The organism is Marisediminitalea oceani, from assembly GCF_003731635.1.
Taxonomy (GTDB): domain Bacteria; phylum Pseudomonadota; class Gammaproteobacteria; order Enterobacterales; family Alteromonadaceae; genus Alteromonas; species Alteromonas oceani.
The window spans coordinates 1-22,511 of the sequence record NZ_RCUA01000080.1 but is presented as its reverse complement, the minus strand read 5'-3'; the positions used below and the strand labels follow the sequence as shown (position 1 = coordinate 22,511).

Genomic DNA, 22,511 nt, shown 5'->3' with positions numbered 1-22,511 from the left:
ATACCAATCAGCCTTGAAGTGTGATCTAATAAACCACCTTGTTTGGCATAATGTTTTACTCCATGACTCTACTGTCTTCAGACGCTCTGCTCGGGTTATCAAAGAAAGAAAAGAACCCAAATAAACGCGTTCGATTGTTGGCTGTATCGCTATATTTTGACTGTCATAATCGAGCTCAGGTTGCACGACAACTTAAAGTCGCTCGTCGCAGTGTAAATAGTTGGGTGGGTGAGTATTTAGCTCACGGTTTAGCTGGTTTAGAGGATAAACCCCGCTATGGAAAACGCTCTGCTCTATCTGACAAACAAAAGCAGCAGCTGTCTCGATTTATCGATAACAGGTCACAAACAGATAAAGGTGGTCGCCTAACTGGAATGGATATTAGGGAGTATATCCGGGTTGAATTCGGCGTAGATTATCATCTGAGTCATATCTATAAGGTACTTGCTAAGCTTGGATATAGCTGGATAACCAGTCGTTCCAAACATCCTAAACAACAATCAGGCGTCCAGGACGCATATAAAAAAGTTCCCTCTGGAAACGATCCTTAACACCCCAGTCTATGTTCAGCACGATCACATAGATATTTGGTTCCAGGACGAAGCCCGGTTTGGTCAACAGAATACGACAACTCGCTTGTGGGCCAAAACCGGCACAAGACCAAGAGCAGTGCGCCAACAGCAATTTGAATATGCACATTTGTTTGGCGCGGTGTGTCCTGAAACCGGTGAAACCGAAGCATTACTCGCACCTTATGTTAGCAAAGACATAATGCGAAAACACCTGATACAAATATCACAAAGAACGAAACCAGGACGACATGCAATTGTAGTAATGGACGGTGCTGGGTGGCATACCAATGATATTGCAGAGGGTATCCCAAATATGACAATAATGAAGATCCCACCGTACTCACCAGAACTGAATCCGATAGAACAAGTATGGAGCTGGTTACGACAGCACCATTTGGCAAATCGCTGTTTCAAAGGATATGACGATATTGTTGAAGCATGTAGCCATGCTTGGAACGACTTTATTAGCAATACAAAACGGGTGATAAAAATGTGCTCAAGAGACTGGGCTGTAGTGGGCAAACTTTAATGCGGATTAGTATAACAATTTCGTGAATTTGGTTTTGGCGTCAACCAACAGGCAATAAAAAACCCGCCAGAAGGCGGGTTTTTTTAATTATGCTTTACTCAGTGAGTATCAAATTACTTGGCAGCTTTACGCGCTTTTGCTTCTTCGATAACTTTGTCGGCAACGTTTTGCGGACAAGATGAGTAGTGGCTGAACTCCATAGAGAACTGACCACGACCTGAAGTAATAGTACGCAGATGACCGATGTAACCGAACATTTCTGACAGAGGAACATCTGCCTTAATGCGAACACCTGTTGCACCAGCTTCCTGGTCTTTGATCATACCACGACGACGGTTAAGGTCACCGATTACGTCACCCACGTTGTCTTCCGGGCTGAACACGTCAACTTTCATGATTGGCTCAAGAAGCTGAGGACCGGCCTTTGGAATTGACTGACGGAATGCACCTTTCGCTGCGATTTCGAACGCGATTGCTGATGAGTCAACGGCGTGGAAACCACCGTCGAACAGTTCAACTTCAACGTCCAGAACCGGATAACCAGCCAGAACACCTTGATCCATCATAGACTTAAAGCCTTTTTCGATGGCAGGGAAGAATTCTTTAGGTACGTTACCACCAACAACGGTAGAGGTGAACGTGAAGCCTGAGTTTTGCTCGCCTGGCTTGATGCGGTAATCGATCTTACCGAACTGACCAGAACCACCAGACTGCTTCTTATGCGTGTAGCTATCTTCTACCGGAGTAGTGATAGTTTCACGGTATGCAACCTGCGGCTGACCTACTTCCAACTCAACGCCGTAAGTACGCTTCAGGATGTCTACTTTGATGTCTAAGTGCAGCTCACCCATACCTTTCAGGATGGTTTCGCCAGAATCTTCATCAGTTTCAACCTGGAACGATGGATCTTCAGCTACCAGTTTACCGATAGCAATAGACATCTTCTCATTAGCGCCTTTGTCTTTAGGCTTAACAGCGATTGAGATTACCGGCTCAGGGAAGATCATTGGCTCTAGTGTACATGGGTGCTTAGGATCACATAATGTGTGACCAGTCTGAACGTTCTTCATACCTACAACGGCCAGGATGTCACCTGCCTGCGCAGACGTCAGCTCAGTACGTTCATCAGCGTGCATCTCAACCATACGGCCGATACGCTCAGTTTTACCCGTTGCTGAGTTAAGGATGGTGTCGCCCTTGTTCAGTACACCAGAGTAAATACGGATAAAGGTCAGGGCGCCGAAACGGTCATCCATGATCTTAAACGCAAGCGCTCGGAACGGCTCGTCAACAGATACTGTTGCAACTTCACCAGTAGGCTCACCCGTTTCTTCGTCAGTTAGATCCTGTGGATCAACTTCTGTTGGAGAAGGAAGGAAGTCTACAACCGCATCCAGTACTAACTGAATACCTTTGTTTTTAAATGCAGAACCACAGTAAGTCGGGAAGAATGACATATCGCGGGTACCTTTACGGATACAACGCTTAAGGTCTTCTAAAGAAGGCTCTTCGCCGTCCATGTAAGCCATCATCAGGTCATCGTCCTGCTCAACAGCAGTTTCAACCAGTTGCTCACGATATTCTTGCGCTTTTTCAACCATGTCTTCAGGAATGTCTACTACTTCGTAGTTTTCTGGCAGGCCAGAGTCATCCCAGATGTAGGCTTTCATGTCGAGCAGGTTAACAACACCTTTGAACTCGTCTTCGATACCAATTGGCAGGGTCATAACTAACGGGTTAGCCGCCAGTACGCGTTTAACCTGACCAACAACGCGGTAGAAGTCTGCACCCATACGGTCCAGTTTGTTTACGAAGATAACACGAGCAACTTCTGATTCGTTAGCATAACGCCAGTTGGTTTCAGACTGAGGCTCAACACCGCCTGAACCACAGAATACACCGATACCGCCGTCGAGTACTTTCAGTGAACGATAAACTTCAACAGTGAAGTCAACGTGTCCTGGAGTATCGATGATGTTCATGCGGTGATCTTTCCAGAAACAGGTGGTCGCAGCAGACTGGATAGTAATACCACGCTCAGCTTCCTGTTCCATAAAGTCAGTCGTTGACTCACCGTCGTGCACTTCACCGGTCTTATGGATTTTACCGGTAAGTTTCAAAATACGTTCTGTAGTGGTCGTTTTACCCGCGTCTACGTGGGCGAAAATACCAATGTTTCTGTAATGAGATAAGTCTGCCATTAGTTCACTTTCGTTGGTTCAGAGTAAAAAAAACGGCGCGATTATATAGGATTTCCATACCGGATTTATAGTCCTTTATGAAAAAAGACTAAAACTTATCCAGCGAAAACTCGGCCGCTTTCACCTAAATTACTGTTTTAAAAGATAAATCACATCAATTCTTGCGGATCACGGCAACCGTAACCTCATCTCTATTATGATAGAGGTGACGTATAACCATACTTGCGTTGATATTAGCTGACGCTAATTGTGATCCCACCGCTTCAATTGCGGCGCGTACGGTCTCATAGCGGCGTTTCATTGGCAATTTTAAATTAAAAATTGCATGGGTTGCCCAGTTACGGGTTAACCAGTTCGCCATCAGCACCGCCACCCTGTCGGGTTTTTCAATCATGTCGCAGACCAGCAACTCAACATGGCCCATCTGCGGACGATACTTAAAACCATCTTCGGCGCGATAGTCTACCAGACCAGTGGCCATCAGGTCATCTGCCATTTTACCATTATCCACGGCTTCAACATGCATATCGCGCGATACTAACTGATAAGTCCAGCCACCAGGGCAGGCTCCCAGATCAACCGCTCTGGCACCAGCGCGGCAAATTGCATCGCGCTGGCGGGCGCTGAGCATGGTTAACAGCGCTTCTTCCAGCTTAAGTGTAGAACGGCTGGGCGCTTTAGGAGGAAACTTTAAACGGCAGATACCGTTTTCAAAAGGACTGCGCATTTTCGCCTGACTCACACCCACATAACAGGCTTCACCAGAGGTAAAAAAGACATGCAAGGCCGCTAAATTAAGTTGCTCTTTGCGGGTGAGAAGCTCTTTAGCACGTAACGCCTGACGTAAAGGCACCGCAAACTTACGGCATAACTTGGCCAGCGCTTTGCCATCTTCGGTATCCGGATAGTCCACAAACAAGGTACCGCAGCGGCTGATATCACTTTGCGCTAGAGCGTTTAAAACTGGCCCGATGCGATCTGATTTATCTTCAATGGCAATACTGGCCAGCACTAAAAACATTTGGCGGGGGAAAATAGTATCACTGACCGCTACTTCATTGATAAATTGCTCAGCGTGTTCGGGCACATGGAACTGAAAGCGAATATAGCCCTCACCGGCTTTGAATACCGGATACCCATACAGCGCTTTTTGCGTAGCCAGTTCCGTTATTTCGTTACCAGTATCAACCTCGTACCCGGGGCGGCAATAGGCAATGATACTTTGTTGTGCGTCATTCATCAGTCATCACTCCCGGGCCTGATTTCAGCGCCGTTATCTGCACCTTTAATCACGCCAATCACCAGGGCTCCCCACCCCAGCATCAGGCAAAGACCGCCAAGCGGAGTGACCGGTCCCAGCCATTTCTGGCCGGTTAATACTAACAGATAAATACTGCCGCTAAACAACACACTGCCAATAATAAACAATAACGCCGCGCGCTTACGCCATACCAGGCTGGCCTGAGCGGCCAGTCCGCCCACCAGTAAAATTGCCAGAGCATGGTACATCTGATAACGCACGCCGACCTCAAAAGTGGCCAGCGCGCTGGCGTCCAGAATATTTTTCAGGCCGTGAGCGCCAAACGCTCCCAGCATTACGCCCAATAACGCCAGCAAAGCGCCGATCATTACATACAGTCTCATACCAGTGCCTCGATAAAAGCGACACTCAGTCTGGCCGCACTTTGGATATGCTCATCCTGAGTAAGGCCACTGGCCTTTCTTGGCTTAAAACTGTGGTCACCATCAGCCAGAAAGGCAGTTTGTACCGCAGAGGACAAACCATAGCTTTCCACTTCTTCACGACGGCCAAAGGTATCCCGTTCTCCCTGAACGATCAGCAGCGGCTTTTCCAGCGCCAGCAGATGCTCGGTGCGCAACTTTTCGGGTTTGCCCGGCGGATGGAAAGGATAGCCAAGTGCAATAGCACCCAACGCTTTGGATTGCTCCAGGATCAAAGTGGCAACCCGGCCGCCCATACTTTTGCCGCCAATAAACAATGGCAAATCCGGCCATTTAGCCTGCACGTTTTCAATCATGGTATGAAAACGCTCTTCCAGTTTCGGCATTTTATCCGGCGGGCGCTTTTTGCCGGTTTCCTTAATGATTTCCATGTACGGAAAATTAAACCGCACTACATTAATATTACGTGCAGCCAGTTGCGCAGCCATATCGACCATAAACTCTGACTCTGCTCCGGCACCGGCCCCGTGGGCCAGAATAACGGTGGCTAGCGGATTAGCCGGCGTGTCGACATACCACTCAGACAAAAGCTTGTTCCTCTTTAACTAAATTGATTACCCATTCACGAAATGCGGCAATCTTACCAGATTCACCCTGCCCTTCATGATACACCAGATAATAAGCGTCCCGACTTTCTAATTTCTCTTCAAAAGGCATTATCAGCCTGCCGGCATCCAGTTCAGGTTTGGCCAGTACAGAATTACCCAGGGCAATCCCCTGCCCCAGTGCGGCAGCCTGCATAACCATCATGGAATGGCTGAAAACCGGGCCCTGATTAACGTTAACACCGGCCACTTTGAAATGCTGTAACCACATTTTCCAGATAGCACGGCTGGAATCGTGTAACAGCACATGATGCTTCAGATCCGAAAGTGTTTTAAGCGGTTTACTGCCCTGAAACAAACTAGGCGAACACAGCGGGGTTAAAAATTCGGTGTGCAGTTTGTCCGCCTGAATACCGTTCCAGCGCCCGCGGCCATAGTAAATGGCAACGTCGATATCATCGGTCAGGAAGCCTTCATCAAAATCGATAGCTTTCAGGCGAACATCAATGTCCGGGAATAGCTGACTAAACTGACTGATCCTGGGAACCAGCCACTGACTGGCAAAACTCGGCGGAGTAGCAACAGTGATAGCCCCTTTACTGCCGCGGGCCAGCAGCCGTTCGGTAGCATCCTGGAGGTTTTTAAAAATATCTTTCAGTTCTAAAAAGTATGCCTGCCCTTCTTCGGTAAGCAGCAAAGTGCGATTACGCCGGATGAATAATTTCAGCGATAAGAAATCTTCTAATGCCTTAATTTGATGGCTCACCGCTGCCTGGGTAACAAACAACTCGTCGGCTGCGCGGGTAAAGCTCAAATGGCGCGCCGCGGCTTCAAAGGCTTTGAGCGCATTTAAGGGAGGTAAACGGCGTTGCATCAGGCACCACGGCTAGTATGACAGGACAATGAAACACTCATAAGTTTTTCTAATCCAAACAAGGTAATTTTTTTCATTTTTCAGGATTACATAAACTGTCTATTATTCACCCGAAATTTGAAAAATCTTCTTTTAACGCAGAAGGTTAAGATAATTCGAAAATGTTAATTTTTAACATTTTTACTACAACCAACTTTATTAATTTATTTAGGTGTGAATATGAAAAAACAACTTACAGCAGTCTTTATGCTGGCCACTATGGGCTGGTCGGTTACCACTTTAGCAAACGAACTACAGGCAACTCAATTACAGCCTGTTAACACTGCCATGGTGTCGGTTGAAATCAGTATTGATCAACCCTTGCTCAACATTGAATCGAGCATTATCAATCAGGTCAACGAAACCCTGCAACAACACTCAAAAACTAACGGCGCTATGCTTATCGCTCGCGAAAGCAGTCTGCTGCCCAACCAGGAAGCAAATACTCGCACTGAGTAAAACCTGGCCTTCACACCTGGCAAATGCTGTGCAGAGACACTCTGCACGGCATTTCAGGTCTTCCTTCATTACTTACTGAGCACTGGTATCCAACGGCGCAAACTGTTTAACCAGCTCATCAACCGCTTTCATTTGTTCCAGATATCCCTCTAATTTAGATAACGGCAACGCACAAGGGCCGTCACATTTGGCCTCATCCGGATTCGGGTGTGCTTCAATAAACAGTCCGGCCAGACCCAAAGCCATACCACTGCGCGCTAATTGCGCTGCCTGAGCCCGTCTGCCATCTGCCGAAGTCTCTCTGCCGCCCGGCTTCTGCAACGCATGGGTCGCATCAAAGATAACCGGTGCATACTCTTTCATGGCATCCATACCCAGCATATCAACCACCAGGTTGTTATAACCATAGCAACTACCACGTTCGCAGAGGATAATCTTATCGTTACCTGCTTCGCCAAATTTCTTAATGATATGACGCATTTCATGAGGCGCAAGAAACTGTGGTTTCTTAACATTAACAACAGCGCCGGTCTCTGCCATAGCAACTACCAGATCGGTTTGCCGGGCAAGAAACGCAGGAAGTTGGATCACATCCACCACCTCGGCCACCGGGGCTGCCTGATAAGGTTCATGCACATCAGTAATGATTGGCACATTGAAGGTACGCTTAATTTCTTCAAAGATTTTAAGGCCTTCTTCCATGCCAGGGCCACGATATGAGTGCACCGACGAGCGGTTGGCTTTGTCGAAAGACGCCTTAAAGACATAAGGAATATTAAGCTTGCTGCACACTTCTACGTAGTGTTCAGCAATCTGCATCGCCAGATCACGTGATTCGAGTACGTTCATTCCGCCAAACAGAACGAAAGGCTTGTCATTGGCAACAGTGATGTCAGCCACGGTTACCTGATTAATTTTAGTCATAAACAATTTCCGGTTATAAGAAAAACACCTGTTTGGTGACAGCGACTTTGGCTGTTAATCCCAGCACAACAAGCGCCGCTAGAAATGCGCCCCATTTTAGTGGTGGCGTCTTTGCCCGCTTCAATGCCATCATGCCAAGGCCAATATAGGCAATAACGCCAATAACCTTGAATGTCAGCCAACCATTAACAAAAGGATACTGAGCGAGAATAACGCATAGCCAAATCGCACTCAGTAATAAAACGGTATCGATAATGTGGGGGACGATCTTAACCCATTTCTTTTGCAGAAATCCGGGATTCATCTGACCATATAAAAAGCGGATAACAAATAACAAAATACTTAAGCCCACTGCGGTTAAATGCAGGTGTTTTGCTATCATGTACATATAACTAGCACTCCTTGATTTATTGTTGTTATTACCGGCAAATAGCAATTAACCGGCGTATTGATTCTGAATCACCTCAAACCTGTCGACATGCTTTAGAAACAAATCGATTAACGCCGGGTCAAATTGATTGCCTGCAGCATTCTTAAGGGTATCCACTGTTTCCTCCAGCGACCAGGCTGGCTTGTAACTGCGTTTATTGCGAAGCGCATCATAGGCGTCGAGAATAGCCAACATGCGACTTTGCAAGCTGATGTCATTCCCTGCAAGTCCGTCAGGGTAGCCCTTGCCATCCCAGCGTTCATGGTGATGACGGGCCAGTTGTGCAGCCAGTCTGATCACCGGCCGTTTGGAATCTTTAAAAATCCGGTAGCCAAATTCAGCATGCCTCTGAATTTGGTGAAACTCTTCATCCGTTAACGGTGCATCTTTATTCAACAACGAATACGGCACGAAAGAATTTCCCACATTATGCAGCGGCAAGGCGGTGAGATATTGCTGGATTTCCGCTTCGGGCATACCTGCCAGGCGGGCAAACAGCTCGCTCATGTGATTTAAGCGCTGGGCATGGTACTCATCAGTTTCTCGGCTATCCATGGCATCGCCTAAGCGCTGAACGATCTCGTGGTGGGTTTCATTCATCTCGGCGCTGTCGAGCAGATTATCAAACGCCAGTTGCACATTCTCGGTAAATTTTTGCACCAGGCGCTTATCAATATCGTTCACCGGGCGGGGTAAGCCGGTTAAAAACAGCAATGAGCCGTGATTTTTTTCACTGCGACAGTAAGCTACCAAAAGTTCCTCGGCATAAACCACCTGTTGCTCCCGAAGTGCATCCTGACACAGCCGGTATTCAAATTCGTTAAGGGAATCTTTCAGGCGATAACCCTCTTTACCTGCGTATTCGCCGTTACCGGCAAAAATATACATTTCGCCGGCCTGACTGACCGGTTTAGGCAATGCCACGGCAGAGGTAATGTAAGCAGCGTTTTTTGCCCCACCCAGGATGGAGGCTAATTGCTGGATAAGGCCGCGCATAAAACCTTCCAAAGAACGTGACGAGAATAAATCGGCTGAGGCGTCAATAATTTTCTCGAGGCCGGCACGGGCCTCTTCAATCACAATAATGTCGCGGTAAGAACGCAGCGCGGCAATGATCACGGTAAACAGCTTCTGCGCAGTGAGTTCTGTTTTCGACTTATAATCGTTGATGTCGTAATTAATAATGACATCTTTTTCCGGTGCCTGGCCTGGCTGGCCGGTACGCAAAATGATTCGGGTAAAATGGTTTTCCAGATCATTGCGAATATAATCAGCAACTTTCAGACCTGCGTCGTCAGACTCCATCACCACATCGAGCAGCACCACCGCAATATCGCTGTGCTCACGCAAAACACGCTTGGCTTCTTCGCCGTCGAAAGCACTCATAAAGGTTAGTGCGCGGCCGTTTAGCGTAAAGTCATTAAGTGCCAGCTTAGTGATGGCATGAACTTCAGGTTCATCATCAACAATCAGAACTTTCCAATAGCCTATTTCGTTCGACTCAGGTTCGTCATCATCGGCGACAAATAAAAACTCGTCATCGTTCATTCTGCATTTCCATCCTGTGTGAGAATTACGTTTCCCTTAAGCTTATGTACAAGCTAGGATTTATGCCACTGAGCCAGGGTAATTCTTGGCAACCCGTTAAGATCGTTAATGCCCCGGCAAGCGCTAAATCCTCTCTCTGCAAAGAGCGTTTTTATCGATTCATGCTGAGTATACCCATGTTCTATTAACAACCAACCATCCGGGCTTAAAAAATCGGGGGCAGACTGAATAATTTCGCGGATATCTTCCAGGCCGTCCGCACCGGCGGTAAGAGCGGAAACCGGCTCAAAACGCACATCACCCTGTTGCAGGTACTCACTGTCCGACTCTACATACGGAGGATTGGTAACAATCAGGTCAAACCGACTGTCTGTCGGAAGCTCGGCAAACCAGTGGCTCAGCAGCCAGTTCACCTCAAGTTGTCCGTTAAGCTGTGCATTAGCCGCCGCCAGCTCGAGGGCTTCGGCGATGCGGTCTACACCGGTAACCTGCCAGGCTGGTTGCTCAGATTTTAATGCCAGCGCAATCGCCCCTGTACCGGTACCGAGATCGCACACACAGGCAGATTCAGGGAGCTTAAGCGCCAGCGCGGTTTCAACCAACAGTTCAGTTTCAGGGCGCGGGATCAGCGTACTTTCATTAACATTGAGGGTCAGAGACCAGAAATCCCGGCTGCCGGTAAGATAAGCCACGGGATAACCCTCGCAGCGCTTGGCAATCAGTTTTTTGTAGCGCGTGTATTGTGCCTCTGACAGGGCTTTATCTGGCCAGGTAAACAGGTAAGTACGCTGACAATCGAGCACAGCACAAAGCAACACCCGGCTATCTACGGCCGGAGACTCACCATCTTGCAGCTCTGCCGATGCCCAGGCCAGCGCCTGAGCAATTGTTACAGCATCGCTATCCTCACAATGCACGGGTTAGTCGTCGGCCAGCGAGGCCAGCAGATCAGCCTGATGTTCCTGACGGATAGGTTCTAGCAGCAGGCCAAGATTGCCTTCAATCACTTCATCAAGACGATAAAGCGTAAGGTTAATCCGGTGGTCCGTTACCCTGCCCTGAGGAAAGTTGTAAGTGCGGATCCGCTCTGAGCGGTCGCCACTACCTACCAGATTACGGCGGGTAGAGGCCTCTTCAGCCGCTCGTTTATCTTCTTCAATCTGGTTTAAGCGGGCCGACAGCACTGACATCGCCTTAGCGCGGTTTTTATGCTGCGAGCGCTCATCCTGACACTCTACCACTACGCCTGAGGGCAAATGAGTGATTCGAATGGCTGAGTCGGTTTTGTTAACGTGCTGACCACCAGCACCTGAGGCGCGGAAGGTATCAATACGCAGGTCTGCCGGGTTAATTTCGATGGCTTCAGATTCAGGGATTTCAGGTAATACCGCGACAGTACAGGCTGAGGTATGCACCCTGCCCTGAGATTCGGTTTCCGGCACACGCTGAACACGGTGGCCGCCAGACTCAAACTTCATCACGCCGTATGCGCCATCGCCGGTTACGTTGGCAATCACTTCTTTAAAACCACCATGCTCACCTTCGTTAGCACTGATCATCTCAAGGCGCCAGCCTTTGGCTTCTGCATAGCGACTGTACATACGGAATAGATCGCCGGCAAAAATGGCCGCTTCATCACCACCCGCTCCGGCGCGGATTTCCAGAAAGCAATTGCGGTCATCGTTAGGATCGCGGGGTAACAGCAGGATTTGCAGCTCCGCCTCAAGGCGTTCGATTTCCTGCTTGGCTGTTTTCATCTCTTCCTGCGCCATTTCGCGCATTTCTGCGTCGTCTTCCGCCATCATTTCTTCGGCGGAGGCTAAATCCTCTTCGGCCTGTTTATAAGCGTTGAAACCCGCTACCACGTCTTCTAACTGGCTAAATTCTTTCGACAAAGAGCGGAATTTGTCCTGATCGCCGATAACGCCGGGATCGCTCAACAGCGCCTGCACCTCGGCAAAACGTTCAACCAGATTTTCCAACTTAATGACAACGGATTCTTTCATACTTTTCCTGAAATAAAATACAGATTACCTGGACTCGTCACTGTCCAGTTCAAACACGCGGCTCAACCACTTAGTGGTGCGCTGATCAACCTGTGTTGATGCATCACGCAACGCGCGAGTGGGCGCATGTAATAAATTATTGGTTAATTTGTAGGCCAGCTCTTCTACCACGGCTTCGGCCGCTTTGCCTTCCTGCAACTGTTTAAGGGCTTTATCGACCAGTTCCTGACGCTGCAGGTTGCCACGATCGCGGTACTGCTTTACCAAATCTACGGTCTGACGCGACTGCTGCCATTGCAGATAGCTCATAACCTGCTGCTGGATGATTTTAACAGCTTCTTCGGCAGCCTGCTCACGGGATGCCATGTTTTGTTGCACTATGTGCTGTAAATCATCCACCGTATATAAGTAGGCGTCGCCCAATTCGTTGACCTGGGCTTCGATATCCCTGGGTACAGCAAGGTCGACCATAAACATGGGCAGGTTGCGCCTTTGTTTAAGCGCGTCTTCCACCATGCCTTTACCGATAAGTGGCAGCTGGCTGGCAGTAGAACTGATAACAATATCAAACCTGTGCAGAGTTTCCGGCAACTGGCTAAGAGTCATCACATCAGCTCCCAAGCTGGCCGCCAGTGTTTCAGCGCGAGCACGGGTACGGTTTGCTACGGCGAGTTTTTGTACCCCTTGTTCCTTTAGATGCTGAGCTACCAGTTCGATGGTTTCACCGGCACCCACCAGTAATACCGAGCGCTCAGGTAAACGGGCAAATATGTGCTTTGCCAGTTGCACAGCGGCAAAAGCTACCGACACCGCATTGGCACCAATCTCGGTATCGGTTCTTACCCGTTTGGCCACAGCAAAGGTATGCTGGAACAGCTTATCAAACTGGGTGTTCACCATACCGGAATGCTTAGCATTATTATAAGCTTGTTTGATTTGCCCCAGAATCTGCGGTTCGCCCAGCACCAGTGAATCCAGACCGCTGGCCACTTTCATCACATGTTCAATGGCCGCTGCCTGCTCATATATATATGCGTTGGCACTTAGCTGTCTGGCATCGACATTATGGAACTCAGCCAGCCATTCAATCAGTTGATCAGCACAGCTGGTCTCACTGGATACGTAGACTTCAGTACGATTACAGGTAGAAACAATTACCGACTCATCCACGCCGTTCAGGTGCTTTAATGACGACAACGCCTCAACCAGCGAATCCGGCGTAAACGCAACTTTTTCGCGCAACTCTACCGGAGCAGTTTTGTGGTTAATTCCGAGGGCAATCAGGGTCATGGGGTTCGTTTACGGCTACAATGGAGCGGCATTGTACGAAAAAGCCAAAATGATTGAAAGTGTCGATAGTTCTATGTTCAACTATCGCCTTAATAGATTTTATAGGTTAGCCCGTGTTTCGTCAGGTTTTCATTGTTCTGTTCGTCCTCTTCCTCAGTGCCTGTGCCACACGACCTCAGGCGCCACAAGGCCAGATAAATTTACCGGCTCAGCTGATAAAACTCGACGCCATTAAAAAGTGGAATATCAACGGTAAACTGGCGCTCAGAGAGCCGGAAAAATCCGTGAGTGCCAATCTTCGCTGGCAGGTCAGCGATCCGCTGTTTACCTTCAGGCTAAGTAACTTTCTTGGCGTTACCCTGGTGGATATGGAACAAACAGTAGACGGCGCACGCCTGGAAGCAGACGACGAAGTGTATACAGACCCATCGGCCACGGCCCTGCTCTATCAGACTACCGGCTGGGACATACCGCTTGATCAGCTGCTGAGCTGGGTGAAGGGCGTGCCCCGAGCCGGTGACGACTACACCCTGAACGATAACGGTTTGCTCAAACAGCTCATGCCAGGCTGTCGACAGTGTGCTGGCTGGCAGGTGGATTACGCTCAGTACGGGCAGGTAGACGATGTTTTCCTGCCGCACAATATCAAACTGACTAACACAGCTCAGCCTGAGCAGTGGATAAAGATAAGAATATCGCAATGGACACTCAAGTAAGTCTCGACTGGTGGCCGAGCCCGGCCAAACTAAACCTGTTTTTGCACATCACAGGGCGCAATGATAAAGGCTATCACCTGTTGCAGTCGTTGTTTCAAATGCTCGATGTAGGTGACTCACTGGCTTTTATTCCCAATGATAGTGGTGACATCTGCCTGGCTACCGCCATTTCCGGAGTTAATACCGAAGATAATTTGATCTACCGGGCTGCCAGGTTATTGCAAAGCCACGTAAACACCCCGCAAGGCTGCGACATTTATATTGAAAAACAGTTACCTATGGGCGGTGGGATTGGCGGCGGTTCGTCGAATGCGGCCACCACATTAGTGGCGTTAAATTATTACTGGCAGTGTGGTCTGTCCACCGAGACGCTGGCGCAACTCGGGTTAGAACTGGGCGCAGATGTACCGATTTTTGTACACGGCAAAACCGCCTTTGCTGAAGGTGTCGGCGAGCAGATCCACCCTGTCAGCCTCGATGAAAGCTGGTATCTGGTGGTGTTCCCTGGGGTAAACATCAGTACTGCAGAGGTGTTTTCACACCCTGACTTACCACGTAATACAACCCCCATTGACTGGCAGCATTATACTTTTGATGCAACGCAAAATGATTGTCAGAAAATTGTCTGTAAAAGCCAACCGGAAGTTGCAAAATTATTACAGTGGTTGTTACACTACGCACCGTCGAGGATGACAGGCACAGGCGCGTGCGTATTTGCTACATTTAGTGACCCGGATCAGGCAAAGGCAGTGCAGCAAGCGCTTCCTGGAAACTGGCACGGATTTGTTGCCAAAGGCGTAAATACCTCACCGCTACAATTAAAATTACAAGAGATGTCCTGAGCCAGAACGACTTACATTGATGGGGTATAGCCAAGTTGGTAAGGCAGCGGGTTTTGATCCCGCCATCCGTAGGTTCGAGTCCTGCTACCCCAGCCACCTCCTACTTAAAATGCACTGAGGAAACACTTGTGCCAGACATGAAGCTCTTTGCAGGTAACGCTGTTCCTGAACTAGCCCAGAAAGTTGCCAATCGCCTCTATACCAAGCTTGGAAATGCCACCGTCGGCCGTTTTAGCGACGGCGAGATCGCAGTAGAAATTCATGAAAACGTCCGTGGCTCGGACGTTTTTATTATCCAGTCTACCTGTGCACCCACTAATGATAACCTGATGGAACTGATCGTGATGATTGACGCCCTGCGTCGCGCATCCGCAGGCCGCATCACTGCGGTTATCCCGTACTTTGGTTATGCACGTCAGGATCGCCGTGTGCGTTCAGCTCGTGTTCCTATTACGGCTAAAGTGGTTGCAGATTTTCTGTCAAACGTGGGCGTTGACCGGGTACTCACCATCGACCTGCACGCCGAGCAGATCCAGGGCTTCTTCGACGTACCGGTAGACAATGCATTTGGTACGCCAATCCTGCTGAACGATATGTTCCAGCGCGATTTCGTAGAGCCGATTGTTGTTTCGCCAGACATTGGTGGTGTAGTAAGGGCGCGCGCTACGGCAAAATTACTTAACGATACCGATCTGGCTATCATCGACAAACGTCGTCCGAAAGCCAACGTTGCCCAGGTAATGAACATTATCGGTGATGTAAAAGACCGCGACTGTATTATCGTTGATGACATGATTGACACCGGCGGTACCCTGGCCAAAGCGGCGGAAGCCCTGAAAGCCCACGGAGCCCGTAAAGTGTATGCTTATGCCACCCATGCTATTTTCTCTGGTAACGCTGCCAATAATCTTAAAGAGTCTGTGATTGATGAGATTATTGTCACTGACAGTATCCCACTGAGTACTGACATGGCTGCCATCGGTAAGGTAAAACAACTTACCCTTTCTGAGATGCTTGCTGAAACCATCCGTCGGATAAGCAATGAAGAGTCTATCTCAGCGATGTTCGAATACTAAACATCACCACTTCTCCTCTGAAAGCCAGCTATGCTGGCTTTTTTATTGCCTGAATTTCTCCCTGTTCGGGCAAAACTGTGAGCGATTGCTATAGTTAAGGCATGGTGGTTAACCGACCTCTTTCTTACATGGCATTTTCGCGCGCACTGCTGAGTATCGTCTTGTTTTGTCTGATGCTTTTCTCCGGTGCTCTCCCAGCATCACAGAACGCCACAGCGCAGCCTGGCATAATTAACACCTTGCCGGGCGGCGAGACACACGGGCATTTAAACCAAGGCATGTACTACTTCGAAGCCTTCAGCAAAGTCTCGTTTAATCAGATTCAGCAATTACCCGACAGCCAGTGGCAGTTTCATCCCAACTCCTCCTTATTTCTCGGCACCAGCCAGTCTTATACCTGGATAAAAATTCCGCTGCAGAGTGTGCCCGGTGCGCCAACAGAATGGATTATGACCCTGGACTGGCCGTTAGTTAAATCCATTGACTGGTACCACTACCGGCAATCCACGCAAACACTGATTTCGTCAGGTCAGTTTAATGACTGGCAAATGCCTCCCGATGGACCCGATGAATTCCCCTTTGCCATACCACTTGCGCTCGACAGCGATAGCACTACCCTGCTCTATTTACGTATTCTGCCCTCCGAGAAAGCGCTGTTACCAATTACGTTATGGCCAGCGGAGTCTTTTTCAGACCATCAACTGCAACGCAACTGGTACCTTGGCTTATTCTATGGCGTGTTATTCGCGATGTTTGGCTACAACCTGTCGCTTTTTATCTTTCTGCGCCATAAAGCATTTGCAGCGTATTGTTTTTACGTGGCCACCATGGCTGGTTACACCCTGATAATGAATGGCGCCGGAATCGCCTGGTTATGGTCTGATTATCCGGCGTTGCTGGAGTACGCATACCGTATTCTGGTGCCCCTTGGCTTTTTTGCCGCTTTAATGTTTATCCGGCAGTTTCTGCAACTTAAGCACCGGGGACTGTTTCTTAATCGCAGTAGTCAGATTGCCGGTTACCTCTGGCTGACGATGATAATACTGGCGCCAGTCATCTCCACATCGATACTCATTCCGTTAATCGATGCGTTTGGTTTGATCAACTGTTTGTTTGCCATAAGTGTGTCTGGGTACCTGTGGTTTAAAGGCGATAGATCAGCCAAATATCTTACGCTTTCCTGGTCTGTACTGGTTGTTAGCACTGTCATTCTGCTCCTTGGGCTAAATGACGTTATTCCTTACGTTATCGAGCTGCACTATCTGCAAAATATTGGCGTCACCATCGAAGTCTTATTGCTTTCCATGGCCCTTGCGGAACGCTTCAACCGGGAACGAAAAATGCGCTCTGAAGCGCAGGATATTGCGCTGCAAATGTCCACCGAGGCAGCCAAAGCCAAAGAAAGTGAAATGGCTGCCCAGCAACGCCTGCTCGGTATTGAGCGACGGGTAAAAGAAGAGCTGTCGTTAAAAGTGAATGAGCAAACGCGGGAATTAAAGGTGGCTATGCAAAAGCTGCAAATCATGAACAAAGAGCTGGAACGATTGAGTTTAACCGATCCATTAACCGGACTGGCCAACCGGCGCTACTTCGATAAAAGGTTTAATGAGGAAATTCAGCGGGCTAAACGCAATCAGTCGCTTATCGGCTTGCTGATGCTGGATATTGATCACTTTAAACAAATCAATGATAGTCTGGGGCATCAGGCTGGGGATCATGTGATCCAGTCACTTTCTGCACTGATCCAGCGAGTCAGTGGACGCGCCAGCGACCTGCCGGCCCGGGTAGGCGGTGAAGAATTTTGTTTGTTAGTTTGCAATGAAACCGCAGGCCATATAGCCAGCCTTGCCGAGTCTATTCGTACCAGTGCTGAGGCCGGGGTGGTGAAATACCGGGACGAACAAATACGCTACACCATCAGCATTGGTGCTTATTGCGTTATTCCAACACCGGACACAGACCCGGCAATGATTCTCAAAGAAGCCGATGACGCCCTTTATCAGGCCAAACATAATGGCCGCAACCAGGTAGTAATAAAGACTCACAAGTCTGGGGAGGCCACCGACTCTCCATCCGCCTCAGATACAACGCCTTAGTCTTCAAAAAGCGGAAAAAAGACCGCCTTAAATTGTTGCCAGTCCTCAAACTGAGGCATGTGTCCTAACCCATCCAGTTCAATAAGGGTGCCTTGTTGCAGGGTATCGGCAACCTCTTTGCCCAATACATGATACTGCCCGAGTTTGTGCGTCACGCCTGGCTTTTTAAAAGCACGGCCGGGACCGGTGCGATCGCGGGTGCCAATAATAAGGGTCACCGGTACCGTTAGCTGCGGCAAATCATACACCATGGGCTCGCTAAAAATGGGGTTGTATGTCAGCGCATTATTCTTCGCAACGCGTGGGTAATCAGGGTGTTTTAACTGGCCGATATGGGGTTCAAGCAACGCCTGATAGGCTGGCCGCCAGTTACCGTCATAGTAGTTTTTCTGCTGATAACGGCGAATACTCTCTGGTGTTTTGTTAAGTTCATTGGCCAGAAACACCTGCGGGTCCTGGTAATCCACCCATTTAAGATAATCTTCCAGTCCGATGGGATTAATTAAAATAACTCGTGCGGTTTTATCTTTTACATACTTAGCGAATTTTACCGCCAGCATACCACCCATGGAATGACCAACAATTGTCGCCTGCTCAACCTCAAGGTGCTCCAGCAGTTGCCTGGTGTTATTGGCTAACCCGGCAAACGAATACTGGTAATGCTCAGGTCTGCTTGATTTACCAAAGCCGATTTGATCGGGAATGATCACCCGGTAAGACAGACCCACTAATTCGCTGGCGACACGCTCCCAATAAAACCCTGAAAAATTCTTGCCATGTAACAGCACTACCGTTGCCTTTGGATCGCCTTGTGGTTTGACATCCATATAAGCCATTGAAAGCGTTTCGCCCTGGCTGTCGAAGGTAAACCTACCTACATCGAAAGGGTAATCAAAATTGTCGAGCGTGGCATTGTAAGGTTCAATAGCGTCGCTCCTGACTGCCCCATGAACCGGGGAAAGCAGGCTAGCCACTAAGGTAAATAGTGCAATAAGCTGATAACAAAAGTGCATCTTGTCTTCCTTGTTGTGTCTGACAGTTGCAATTCGGTGCTGGCAGCCAGAGTAAACCGCTCATCGCTGCGCAGGCCAATGAGTAACCCGTTCTAGCATAATGGCTGCGAGCAAGGCCAGAATTCTGCTGTATATTGCAGATTTGCCAGGCTCAGCCGCAAGCGGCAGACTTTACCGGGTAATTCATTGCCCGTTCAGGCTATGGCCTGCATACTGGTAATCTCAGGTGCTAATTTCACAAGGGAATAATCAATGGAAACTTTCCGTGCATTACTCTTAACCATAGCCATGGCATACGGACTGACTGCCTGTGCCGACAGTAAGGAGACTTCACCAGTGAAGCAGGACCCAGTGAGCCAGGATCATAAGCCCGCGACCAGCGCTGTTTCAGCGGTATATACCGGCACCATCGTGTACAAAACCTTTGAAGGCGGCTTTTTTGCGTTTATCAGCACCGATAATAAACGCTACACCCTGCGCCATTTACCCGAAGCCTACCGCCTCGACGGACTGATAGTAGAAATCACCGGTAGTGTGAATAAAGACATTATTACCACCACCCAGTTTGGTGACTTACTCGAAGTGGATGCAGTAAAAGTGCTGGATGATAGCCATGCCAGACCACCCGAGTCAGGCCCGCGCAAATTAAAATCCCTTTGAGGTTTGTATCTTCAGGCATCGGGTGGTAGAATTCGCCGCCTTTTAATTTAGGGCTGGGTATTATTTGAGTCAAATTTGGCTGATTTACCCTAATCATGGCAGGTTTTGGTCGCAAAAATCTGTAAACATCAATTATTTTTATTTGGAGACATCTGATGTCTGATGCAATTTTTAATCTGGATGCAGAAGTCCGTACTGACCTGGGGAAAGGTGCGAGCCGCCGCCTTCGTCATGCTGACAAAGTGCCTGCGATCCTTTACGGTGGCGAAGAAGCGCCTGTTTCTTTAACGCTTGACCACAACAAAGTGATCAACGCGGCTGATTTCGAAGCGTTCTACTCACACGTTCTGACTCTGAACATCGGTGGTAAGAAAGTTGAAGCGCTGCTGAAAGACGTACAACGTCACCCGTTCAAGCCTAAGATTACTCACCTGGATTTCCAACGTGTAATCGCTGGTCAGGACGTACACACGTCTGTTCCAATCCACTTCATCAACGAAGATAAATGCCAGGCCGTTAAAGACGGTGGTATTGCTGAACACCACGTAAACGAAGTTGAAATCACTTGTCTGCCTAAAGACCTGCCTGAGTTCATCGAAGTAGACATGGCTAACGTTGAAATGGAGCAAACCCTGCACCTGTCAGATCTGACTCTGCCAGCAGGCGTTTCTTCTGTTGAACTGGCTAAAGAAGACGAAGCACATGACCTTGCTGTGGTAACTATCAAGCCAGCGCCAAAAGCGCCAGCCGCTGACGAAGCAGAAGGTGAAGAAGACGACGCTACTGAGGAATAATTCCCTTGGAAGACATTTGTCTTATTGTGGGCCTGGGTAATCCAGGCCCCGAATACGAACAAACACGCCACAATGCGGGAGCGTGGTTTTTACAAGAACTCGCATCGACGTTTAACACCTCTCTTTCTCCTGAAAGCAAATTCTTTGGCAAAACCGCCCGAATTACCATTGCTGGTCAGGACATCCGTTTGCTCTACCCCACCACATTTATGAATAAAAGCGGGCAATCTGTTGCCGCACTGGCTAATTTTTATCGTATTGAGCCCTCACAAATGCTGGTTGCTTTCGATGAGCTGGATTTACCTCCTGGTGTTGCCAAGTTTAAAATAGGCGGCAGCTCAAGCCAGAACGGTATTCGCGATATTGTCTCGCGGATGGGTAACAACCGTGACTTTTTGCGCTTGCGTATTGGCATTGGCCATCCGGGCCATAAAAGCAAGGTAACCGGCCATGTACTGGGTAAGCCCGCGCAGCAGGAAAGAGAAGCGATAGAACAAGCGATCGACGAAGCAGTACGCTGCACCGAAATTTTACTTAAAAACGATTTGAAAATGGCGCAAAATCGCCTTCATAGTTTTAAAGCAGATAATTAACTTCAAATTTTCAAGGGCTCCATTATGGGATTTAAATGTGGCATTGTCGGCCTGCCGAACGTCGGTAAGTCAACGCTATTCAATGCATTAACCAAAGCGGGTATCGAGGCTGCAAACTTTCCGTTCTGTACCATTGAACCCAATACCGGTGTGGTACCGGTGCCGGATCTGCGCTTAGACAAGCTGGCAGAAATCGTTAATCCTCAGCGCGTAATCCCTACCACTATGGAGTTCGTGGACATTGCCGGACTGGTAGAAGGCGCGTCCAAGGGCGAAGGTCTGGGCAACAAATTCCTGGCCAATATCCGTGAAACCGACGCTATCGGCCATGTAGTGCGCTGCTTTGACAATGAAAACATTGTTCACGTTGCCGGCAAAGTGAGCCCTAAAGACGACATTGATATAATTAATACCGAACTGGCACTGGCTGACCTGGAAACCACCGAAAAGGCCATTCACCGTGTAGCCAAGCGCGCCAAAGGCGGCGACGCGGATGCCAAGTTCGAGTTAAAAGTGCTGGAAAAAATTAAACCTACACTGGATGAAGGCAACCTGCTACGCTCACTGGAGCTTAGCAAAGAAGAACTGGCTGCCATCAGCTACATGAACATGCTTACCCTTAAGCCAACCATGTATATCGCCAACGTTAACGAAGACGGCTTTGAAAACAATCCGTATCTCGATGAAGTGCGCGCCATTGCCGAAGGCGAGAATGCCGTGGTAGTTGCTGTATGTGCCGCTATCGAGTCTGATATCGCCGAGCTGGACGATGAAGACCGCGAAGAGTTTATGGCCGACATGGGCCTGGAAGAGCCGGGTCTTAACCGGGTTATCCGAGCTGGTTACAACCTGCTGACGCTGCAAACCTATTTCACCGCCGGAGTAAAAGAAGTACGTGCCTGGACCTTCCCTGAAGGCTCAACAGCGCCGCAGGCAGCCGGTAAGATCCACACCGACTTCGAAAAAGGCTTTATTCGTGCTGAAATCGTCAGCTACGACCACTTTGTGGAATTCAATGGCGAACAAGGTGCCAAAGACGCCGGTAAATGGCGTTTGGAAGGTAAAGAATACATCGTTAAAGACGGCGACGTTATCCACTTCCGCTTCAACGTGTAAAAATTTATTGATTTAAACCCTTAAATTTTAAAAAAGCTCTCACTCACGAGGGCTTTTTTATTGCCTGATTAAAAGAAATAATGCGCTTTGAATTCCCCTGAATCAGGTTAAAATGACCCCTTCAGGGCCGCTTTTGACTGAATTTCCAGCGCTGGCGCACAGATATTAGGCAGTTGAACAAATGTGTTAAAAAAGGGGTTGACGACCCAACGCCATATACGCATAATACGCGCCACTTCCTGAGAGGGAAGTAAAACAATCGGAGGCTACGTAGCTCAGTTGGTTAGAGCACATCACTCATAATGATGGGGTCGCAAGTTCGAATCTCGCCGTAGCCACCATTCTCGCAAACCCAGTCGATGGGTTTTTTTATTGTGCGAGACACTGCGCGGAAGTGGTGGAATTGGTAGACACGCTGGATTTAGGTTCCAGTGCTTCACGGCGT

Annotated in this window: 22 protein-coding genes and 2 tRNA genes; 12 read left to right on the top strand and 12 right to left on the bottom strand. The window is 48.7% G+C overall.

What is annotated here, in order from left to right; all coding sequences use genetic code 11:
- Window positions 1–71 precede the first annotated feature (71 nt).
- Window positions 72–1,101, top strand: a protein-coding gene (locus tag D9T21_RS20305) for an IS630 family transposase (protein ID WP_420884658.1) whose coding sequence is annotated in 2 segments (ribosomal slippage) — window positions 72–521 and window positions 523–1,101 — 1,029 coding nt in all. Because the reading frame shifts where the segments join, the coding sequence is not laid out codon by codon here.
- Between the two features lie 113 nt (window positions 1,102–1,214).
- On the opposite strand, the gene fusA is transcribed toward D9T21_RS20305, so the two are convergent.
- The 5 genes from fusA to D9T21_RS20280 form a co-directional block, all read right to left on the bottom strand.
- A complete protein-coding gene (fusA, locus tag D9T21_RS20300) occupies window positions 1,215–3,302 on the bottom strand; it encodes an elongation factor G (protein WP_123327005.1) in 2,088 nt (695 codons plus the stop codon).
- A gap of 154 nt (window positions 3,303–3,456) precedes the next feature.
- On the bottom strand, window positions 3,457–4,542 hold the full coding sequence (gene rlmM / locus D9T21_RS20295; protein WP_123327004.1) for a 23S rRNA (cytidine(2498)-2'-O)-methyltransferase RlmM: 1,086 nt from the start codon (window positions 4,540–4,542) through the stop codon (window positions 3,457–3,459).
- Entirely contained in the window at window positions 4,542–4,946 is a 405-nt protein-coding gene (locus D9T21_RS20290) for a DUF423 domain-containing protein (protein ID WP_123327003.1), read from the bottom strand. The genes rlmM and D9T21_RS20290 overlap by 1 nt, the downstream gene beginning before the upstream one ends.
- On the bottom strand, window positions 4,943–5,572 hold the full coding sequence (locus D9T21_RS20285) for an alpha/beta family hydrolase (protein ID WP_123327002.1): 630 nt from the start codon (window positions 5,570–5,572) through the stop codon (window positions 4,943–4,945). Before D9T21_RS20285 ends, D9T21_RS20290 begins: the two co-directional genes overlap by 4 nt.
- On the bottom strand, window positions 5,565–6,464 hold the full coding sequence (locus D9T21_RS20280; protein ID WP_123327001.1) for a transcriptional regulator GcvA: 900 nt from the start codon (window positions 6,462–6,464) through the stop codon (window positions 5,565–5,567). Before D9T21_RS20280 ends, D9T21_RS20285 begins: the two co-directional genes overlap by 8 nt.
- 219 nt (window positions 6,465–6,683) lie before the next feature.
- On the opposite strand from D9T21_RS20280, the gene D9T21_RS20275 reads away from it, so the two are divergent.
- Entirely contained in the window at window positions 6,684–6,962 is a 279-nt protein-coding gene (locus D9T21_RS20275) for a hypothetical protein (RefSeq protein WP_164464779.1), read from the top strand.
- A gap of 72 nt (window positions 6,963–7,034) precedes the next feature.
- On the opposite strand, the gene kdsA is transcribed toward D9T21_RS20275, so the two are convergent.
- The 6 genes from kdsA to hemA are packed head-to-tail and all read right to left on the bottom strand — an operon-like array spanning window position 7,035 to window position 13,160.
- Window positions 7,035–7,886: a 3-deoxy-8-phosphooctulonate synthase gene (kdsA, locus tag D9T21_RS20270; protein WP_123326999.1), complete on the bottom strand. Its 852-nt coding sequence runs from the start codon at window positions 7,884–7,886 to the stop codon at window positions 7,035–7,037.
- Window positions 7,887–7,899: 13 nt separating this feature from the next.
- Window positions 7,900–8,274 (bottom strand): SirB2 family protein, encoded by a 375-nt coding sequence (locus D9T21_RS20265; protein WP_123326998.1) that lies wholly within the window; start codon window positions 8,272–8,274, stop codon window positions 7,900–7,902.
- Window positions 8,275–8,322: 48 nt separating this feature from the next.
- Window positions 8,323–9,864 carry a DUF3369 domain-containing protein gene (locus D9T21_RS20260; RefSeq protein ID WP_123326997.1) on the bottom strand — a complete coding sequence of 514 codons (1,542 nt, stop codon included), beginning with the start codon at window positions 9,862–9,864 and terminating at the stop codon, window positions 8,323–8,325.
- Between the two features lie 53 nt (window positions 9,865–9,917).
- Entirely contained in the window at window positions 9,918–10,781 is an 864-nt protein-coding gene (prmC, locus tag D9T21_RS20255; protein WP_123326996.1) for a peptide chain release factor N(5)-glutamine methyltransferase, read from the bottom strand.
- 3 nt (window positions 10,782–10,784) lie between these two features.
- Window positions 10,785–11,870, bottom strand: a complete 1,086-nt coding sequence (gene prfA / locus D9T21_RS20250; RefSeq protein WP_123326995.1) for a peptide chain release factor 1 — start codon at window positions 11,868–11,870, stop codon at window positions 10,785–10,787.
- A gap of 24 nt (window positions 11,871–11,894) precedes the next feature.
- Window positions 11,895–13,160 carry a glutamyl-tRNA reductase gene (gene hemA, locus D9T21_RS20245; protein WP_123326994.1) on the bottom strand — a complete coding sequence of 422 codons (1,266 nt, stop codon included), beginning with the start codon at window positions 13,158–13,160 and terminating at the stop codon, window positions 11,895–11,897.
- 113 nt (window positions 13,161–13,273) lie between these two features.
- Here hemA and lolB point away from each other — a divergent pair, with 113 nt between their 5' ends.
- The 5 genes from lolB (at window position 13,274) to D9T21_RS20220 (ending at window position 17,890) form a co-directional block, all read left to right on the top strand.
- Window positions 13,274–13,876: a lipoprotein insertase outer membrane protein LolB gene (gene lolB / locus D9T21_RS20240; protein ID WP_105935494.1), complete on the top strand. Its 603-nt coding sequence runs from the start codon at window positions 13,274–13,276 to the stop codon at window positions 13,874–13,876.
- On the top strand, window positions 13,861–14,718 hold the full coding sequence (gene ispE / locus D9T21_RS20235) for a 4-(cytidine 5'-diphospho)-2-C-methyl-D-erythritol kinase (RefSeq protein ID WP_123326993.1): 858 nt from the start codon (window positions 13,861–13,863) through the stop codon (window positions 14,716–14,718). The genes lolB and ispE overlap by 16 nt, the downstream gene beginning before the upstream one ends.
- Window positions 14,719–14,738: 20 nt before the next feature.
- Window positions 14,739–14,814 (top strand) — tRNA-Gln (locus tag D9T21_RS20230).
- Window positions 14,815–14,846: 32 nt separating this feature from the next.
- Window positions 14,847–15,794, top strand: a complete 948-nt coding sequence (locus D9T21_RS20225) for a ribose-phosphate pyrophosphokinase (protein ID WP_123326992.1) — start codon at window positions 14,847–14,849, stop codon at window positions 15,792–15,794.
- 128 nt (window positions 15,795–15,922) lie between these two features.
- Window positions 15,923–17,890 (top strand): sensor domain-containing diguanylate cyclase, encoded by a 1,968-nt coding sequence (locus tag D9T21_RS20220; protein WP_164464778.1) that lies wholly within the window; start codon window positions 15,923–15,925, stop codon window positions 17,888–17,890.
- Here D9T21_RS20220 and D9T21_RS20215 read toward each other — a convergent pair.
- Entirely contained in the window at window positions 17,887–18,903 is a 1,017-nt protein-coding gene (locus D9T21_RS20215; protein WP_123326990.1) for an alpha/beta fold hydrolase, read from the bottom strand. The two genes, D9T21_RS20220 and D9T21_RS20215, sit on opposite strands and share 4 nt — an antisense overlap.
- A 252-nt stretch (window positions 18,904–19,155) precedes the next feature.
- On the opposite strand from D9T21_RS20215, the gene D9T21_RS20210 reads away from it, so the two are divergent.
- The 5 genes from D9T21_RS20210 to D9T21_RS20190 all read left to right on the top strand — a co-directional run bounded on the left by D9T21_RS20210 (window position 19,156) and on the right by D9T21_RS20190 (window position 22,407).
- A complete protein-coding gene (locus D9T21_RS20210) occupies window positions 19,156–19,563 on the top strand; it encodes a hypothetical protein (protein ID WP_123326989.1) in 408 nt (135 codons plus the stop codon).
- Between the two features lie 155 nt (window positions 19,564–19,718).
- Entirely contained in the window at window positions 19,719–20,357 is a 639-nt protein-coding gene (locus D9T21_RS20205) for a 50S ribosomal protein L25/general stress protein Ctc (RefSeq protein WP_123326988.1), read from the top strand.
- 5 nt (window positions 20,358–20,362) lie between these two features.
- Window positions 20,363–20,950, top strand: a complete 588-nt coding sequence (gene pth / locus D9T21_RS20200; protein WP_123326987.1) for an aminoacyl-tRNA hydrolase — start codon at window positions 20,363–20,365, stop codon at window positions 20,948–20,950.
- A gap of 24 nt (window positions 20,951–20,974) precedes the next feature.
- Window positions 20,975–22,066 (top strand): redox-regulated ATPase YchF, encoded by a 1,092-nt coding sequence (gene ychF, locus D9T21_RS20195; RefSeq protein ID WP_123326986.1) that lies wholly within the window; start codon window positions 20,975–20,977, stop codon window positions 22,064–22,066.
- Window positions 22,067–22,330: 264 nt separating this feature from the next.
- Window positions 22,331–22,407 (top strand) — tRNA-Met (locus tag D9T21_RS20190).
- Window positions 22,408–22,511 lie beyond the last annotated feature (104 nt).

Excerpts from the sequence above, each read along its gene's own strand:
- ispE (WP_123326993.1), top strand. The coding sequence starts at position 13,861 with ATGGACACTCAAGTAAGTCTCGACTGGTGGCCGAGCCCGGCCAAACTA.
- D9T21_RS20275 (WP_164464779.1), top strand. The coding sequence starts at position 6,684 with ATGAAAAAACAACTTACAGCAGTCTTTATGCTGGCCACTATGGGCTGG.
- rlmM (WP_123327004.1), bottom strand. The coding sequence starts at position 4,542 with ATGAATGACGCACAACAAAGTATCATTGCCTATTGCCGCCCCGGGTAC.
- D9T21_RS20290 (WP_123327003.1), bottom strand. The coding sequence starts at position 4,946 with ATGAGACTGTATGTAATGATCGGCGCTTTGCTGGCGTTATTGGGCGTA.
- D9T21_RS20265 (WP_123326998.1), bottom strand. The coding sequence starts at position 8,274 with ATGTACATGATAGCAAAACACCTGCATTTAACCGCAGTGGGCTTAAGT.
- fusA (WP_123327005.1), bottom strand. The coding sequence starts at position 3,302 with ATGGCAGACTTATCTCATTACAGAAACATTGGTATTTTCGCCCACGTA.
- D9T21_RS20220 (WP_164464778.1), top strand. The coding sequence starts at position 15,923 with ATGGCATTTTCGCGCGCACTGCTGAGTATCGTCTTGTTTTGTCTGATG.
- hemA (WP_123326994.1), bottom strand. The coding sequence starts at position 13,160 with ATGACCCTGATTGCCCTCGGAATTAACCACAAAACTGCTCCGGTAGAG.
- D9T21_RS20205 (WP_123326988.1), top strand. The coding sequence starts at position 19,719 with ATGTCTGATGCAATTTTTAATCTGGATGCAGAAGTCCGTACTGACCTG.
- D9T21_RS20280 (WP_123327001.1), bottom strand. The coding sequence starts at position 6,464 with ATGCAACGCCGTTTACCTCCCTTAAATGCGCTCAAAGCCTTTGAAGCC.
- prfA (WP_123326995.1), bottom strand. The coding sequence starts at position 11,870 with ATGAAAGAATCCGTTGTCATTAAGTTGGAAAATCTGGTTGAACGTTTT.
- ychF (WP_123326986.1), top strand. The coding sequence starts at position 20,975 with ATGGGATTTAAATGTGGCATTGTCGGCCTGCCGAACGTCGGTAAGTCA.
- kdsA (WP_123326999.1), bottom strand. The coding sequence starts at position 7,886 with ATGACTAAAATTAATCAGGTAACCGTGGCTGACATCACTGTTGCCAAT.
- D9T21_RS20210 (WP_123326989.1), top strand. The coding sequence starts at position 19,156 with ATGGAAACTTTCCGTGCATTACTCTTAACCATAGCCATGGCATACGGA.
- D9T21_RS20215 (WP_123326990.1), bottom strand. The coding sequence starts at position 18,903 with ATGCACTTTTGTTATCAGCTTATTGCACTATTTACCTTAGTGGCTAGC.
- D9T21_RS20260 (WP_123326997.1), bottom strand. The coding sequence starts at position 9,864 with ATGAACGATGACGAGTTTTTATTTGTCGCCGATGATGACGAACCTGAG.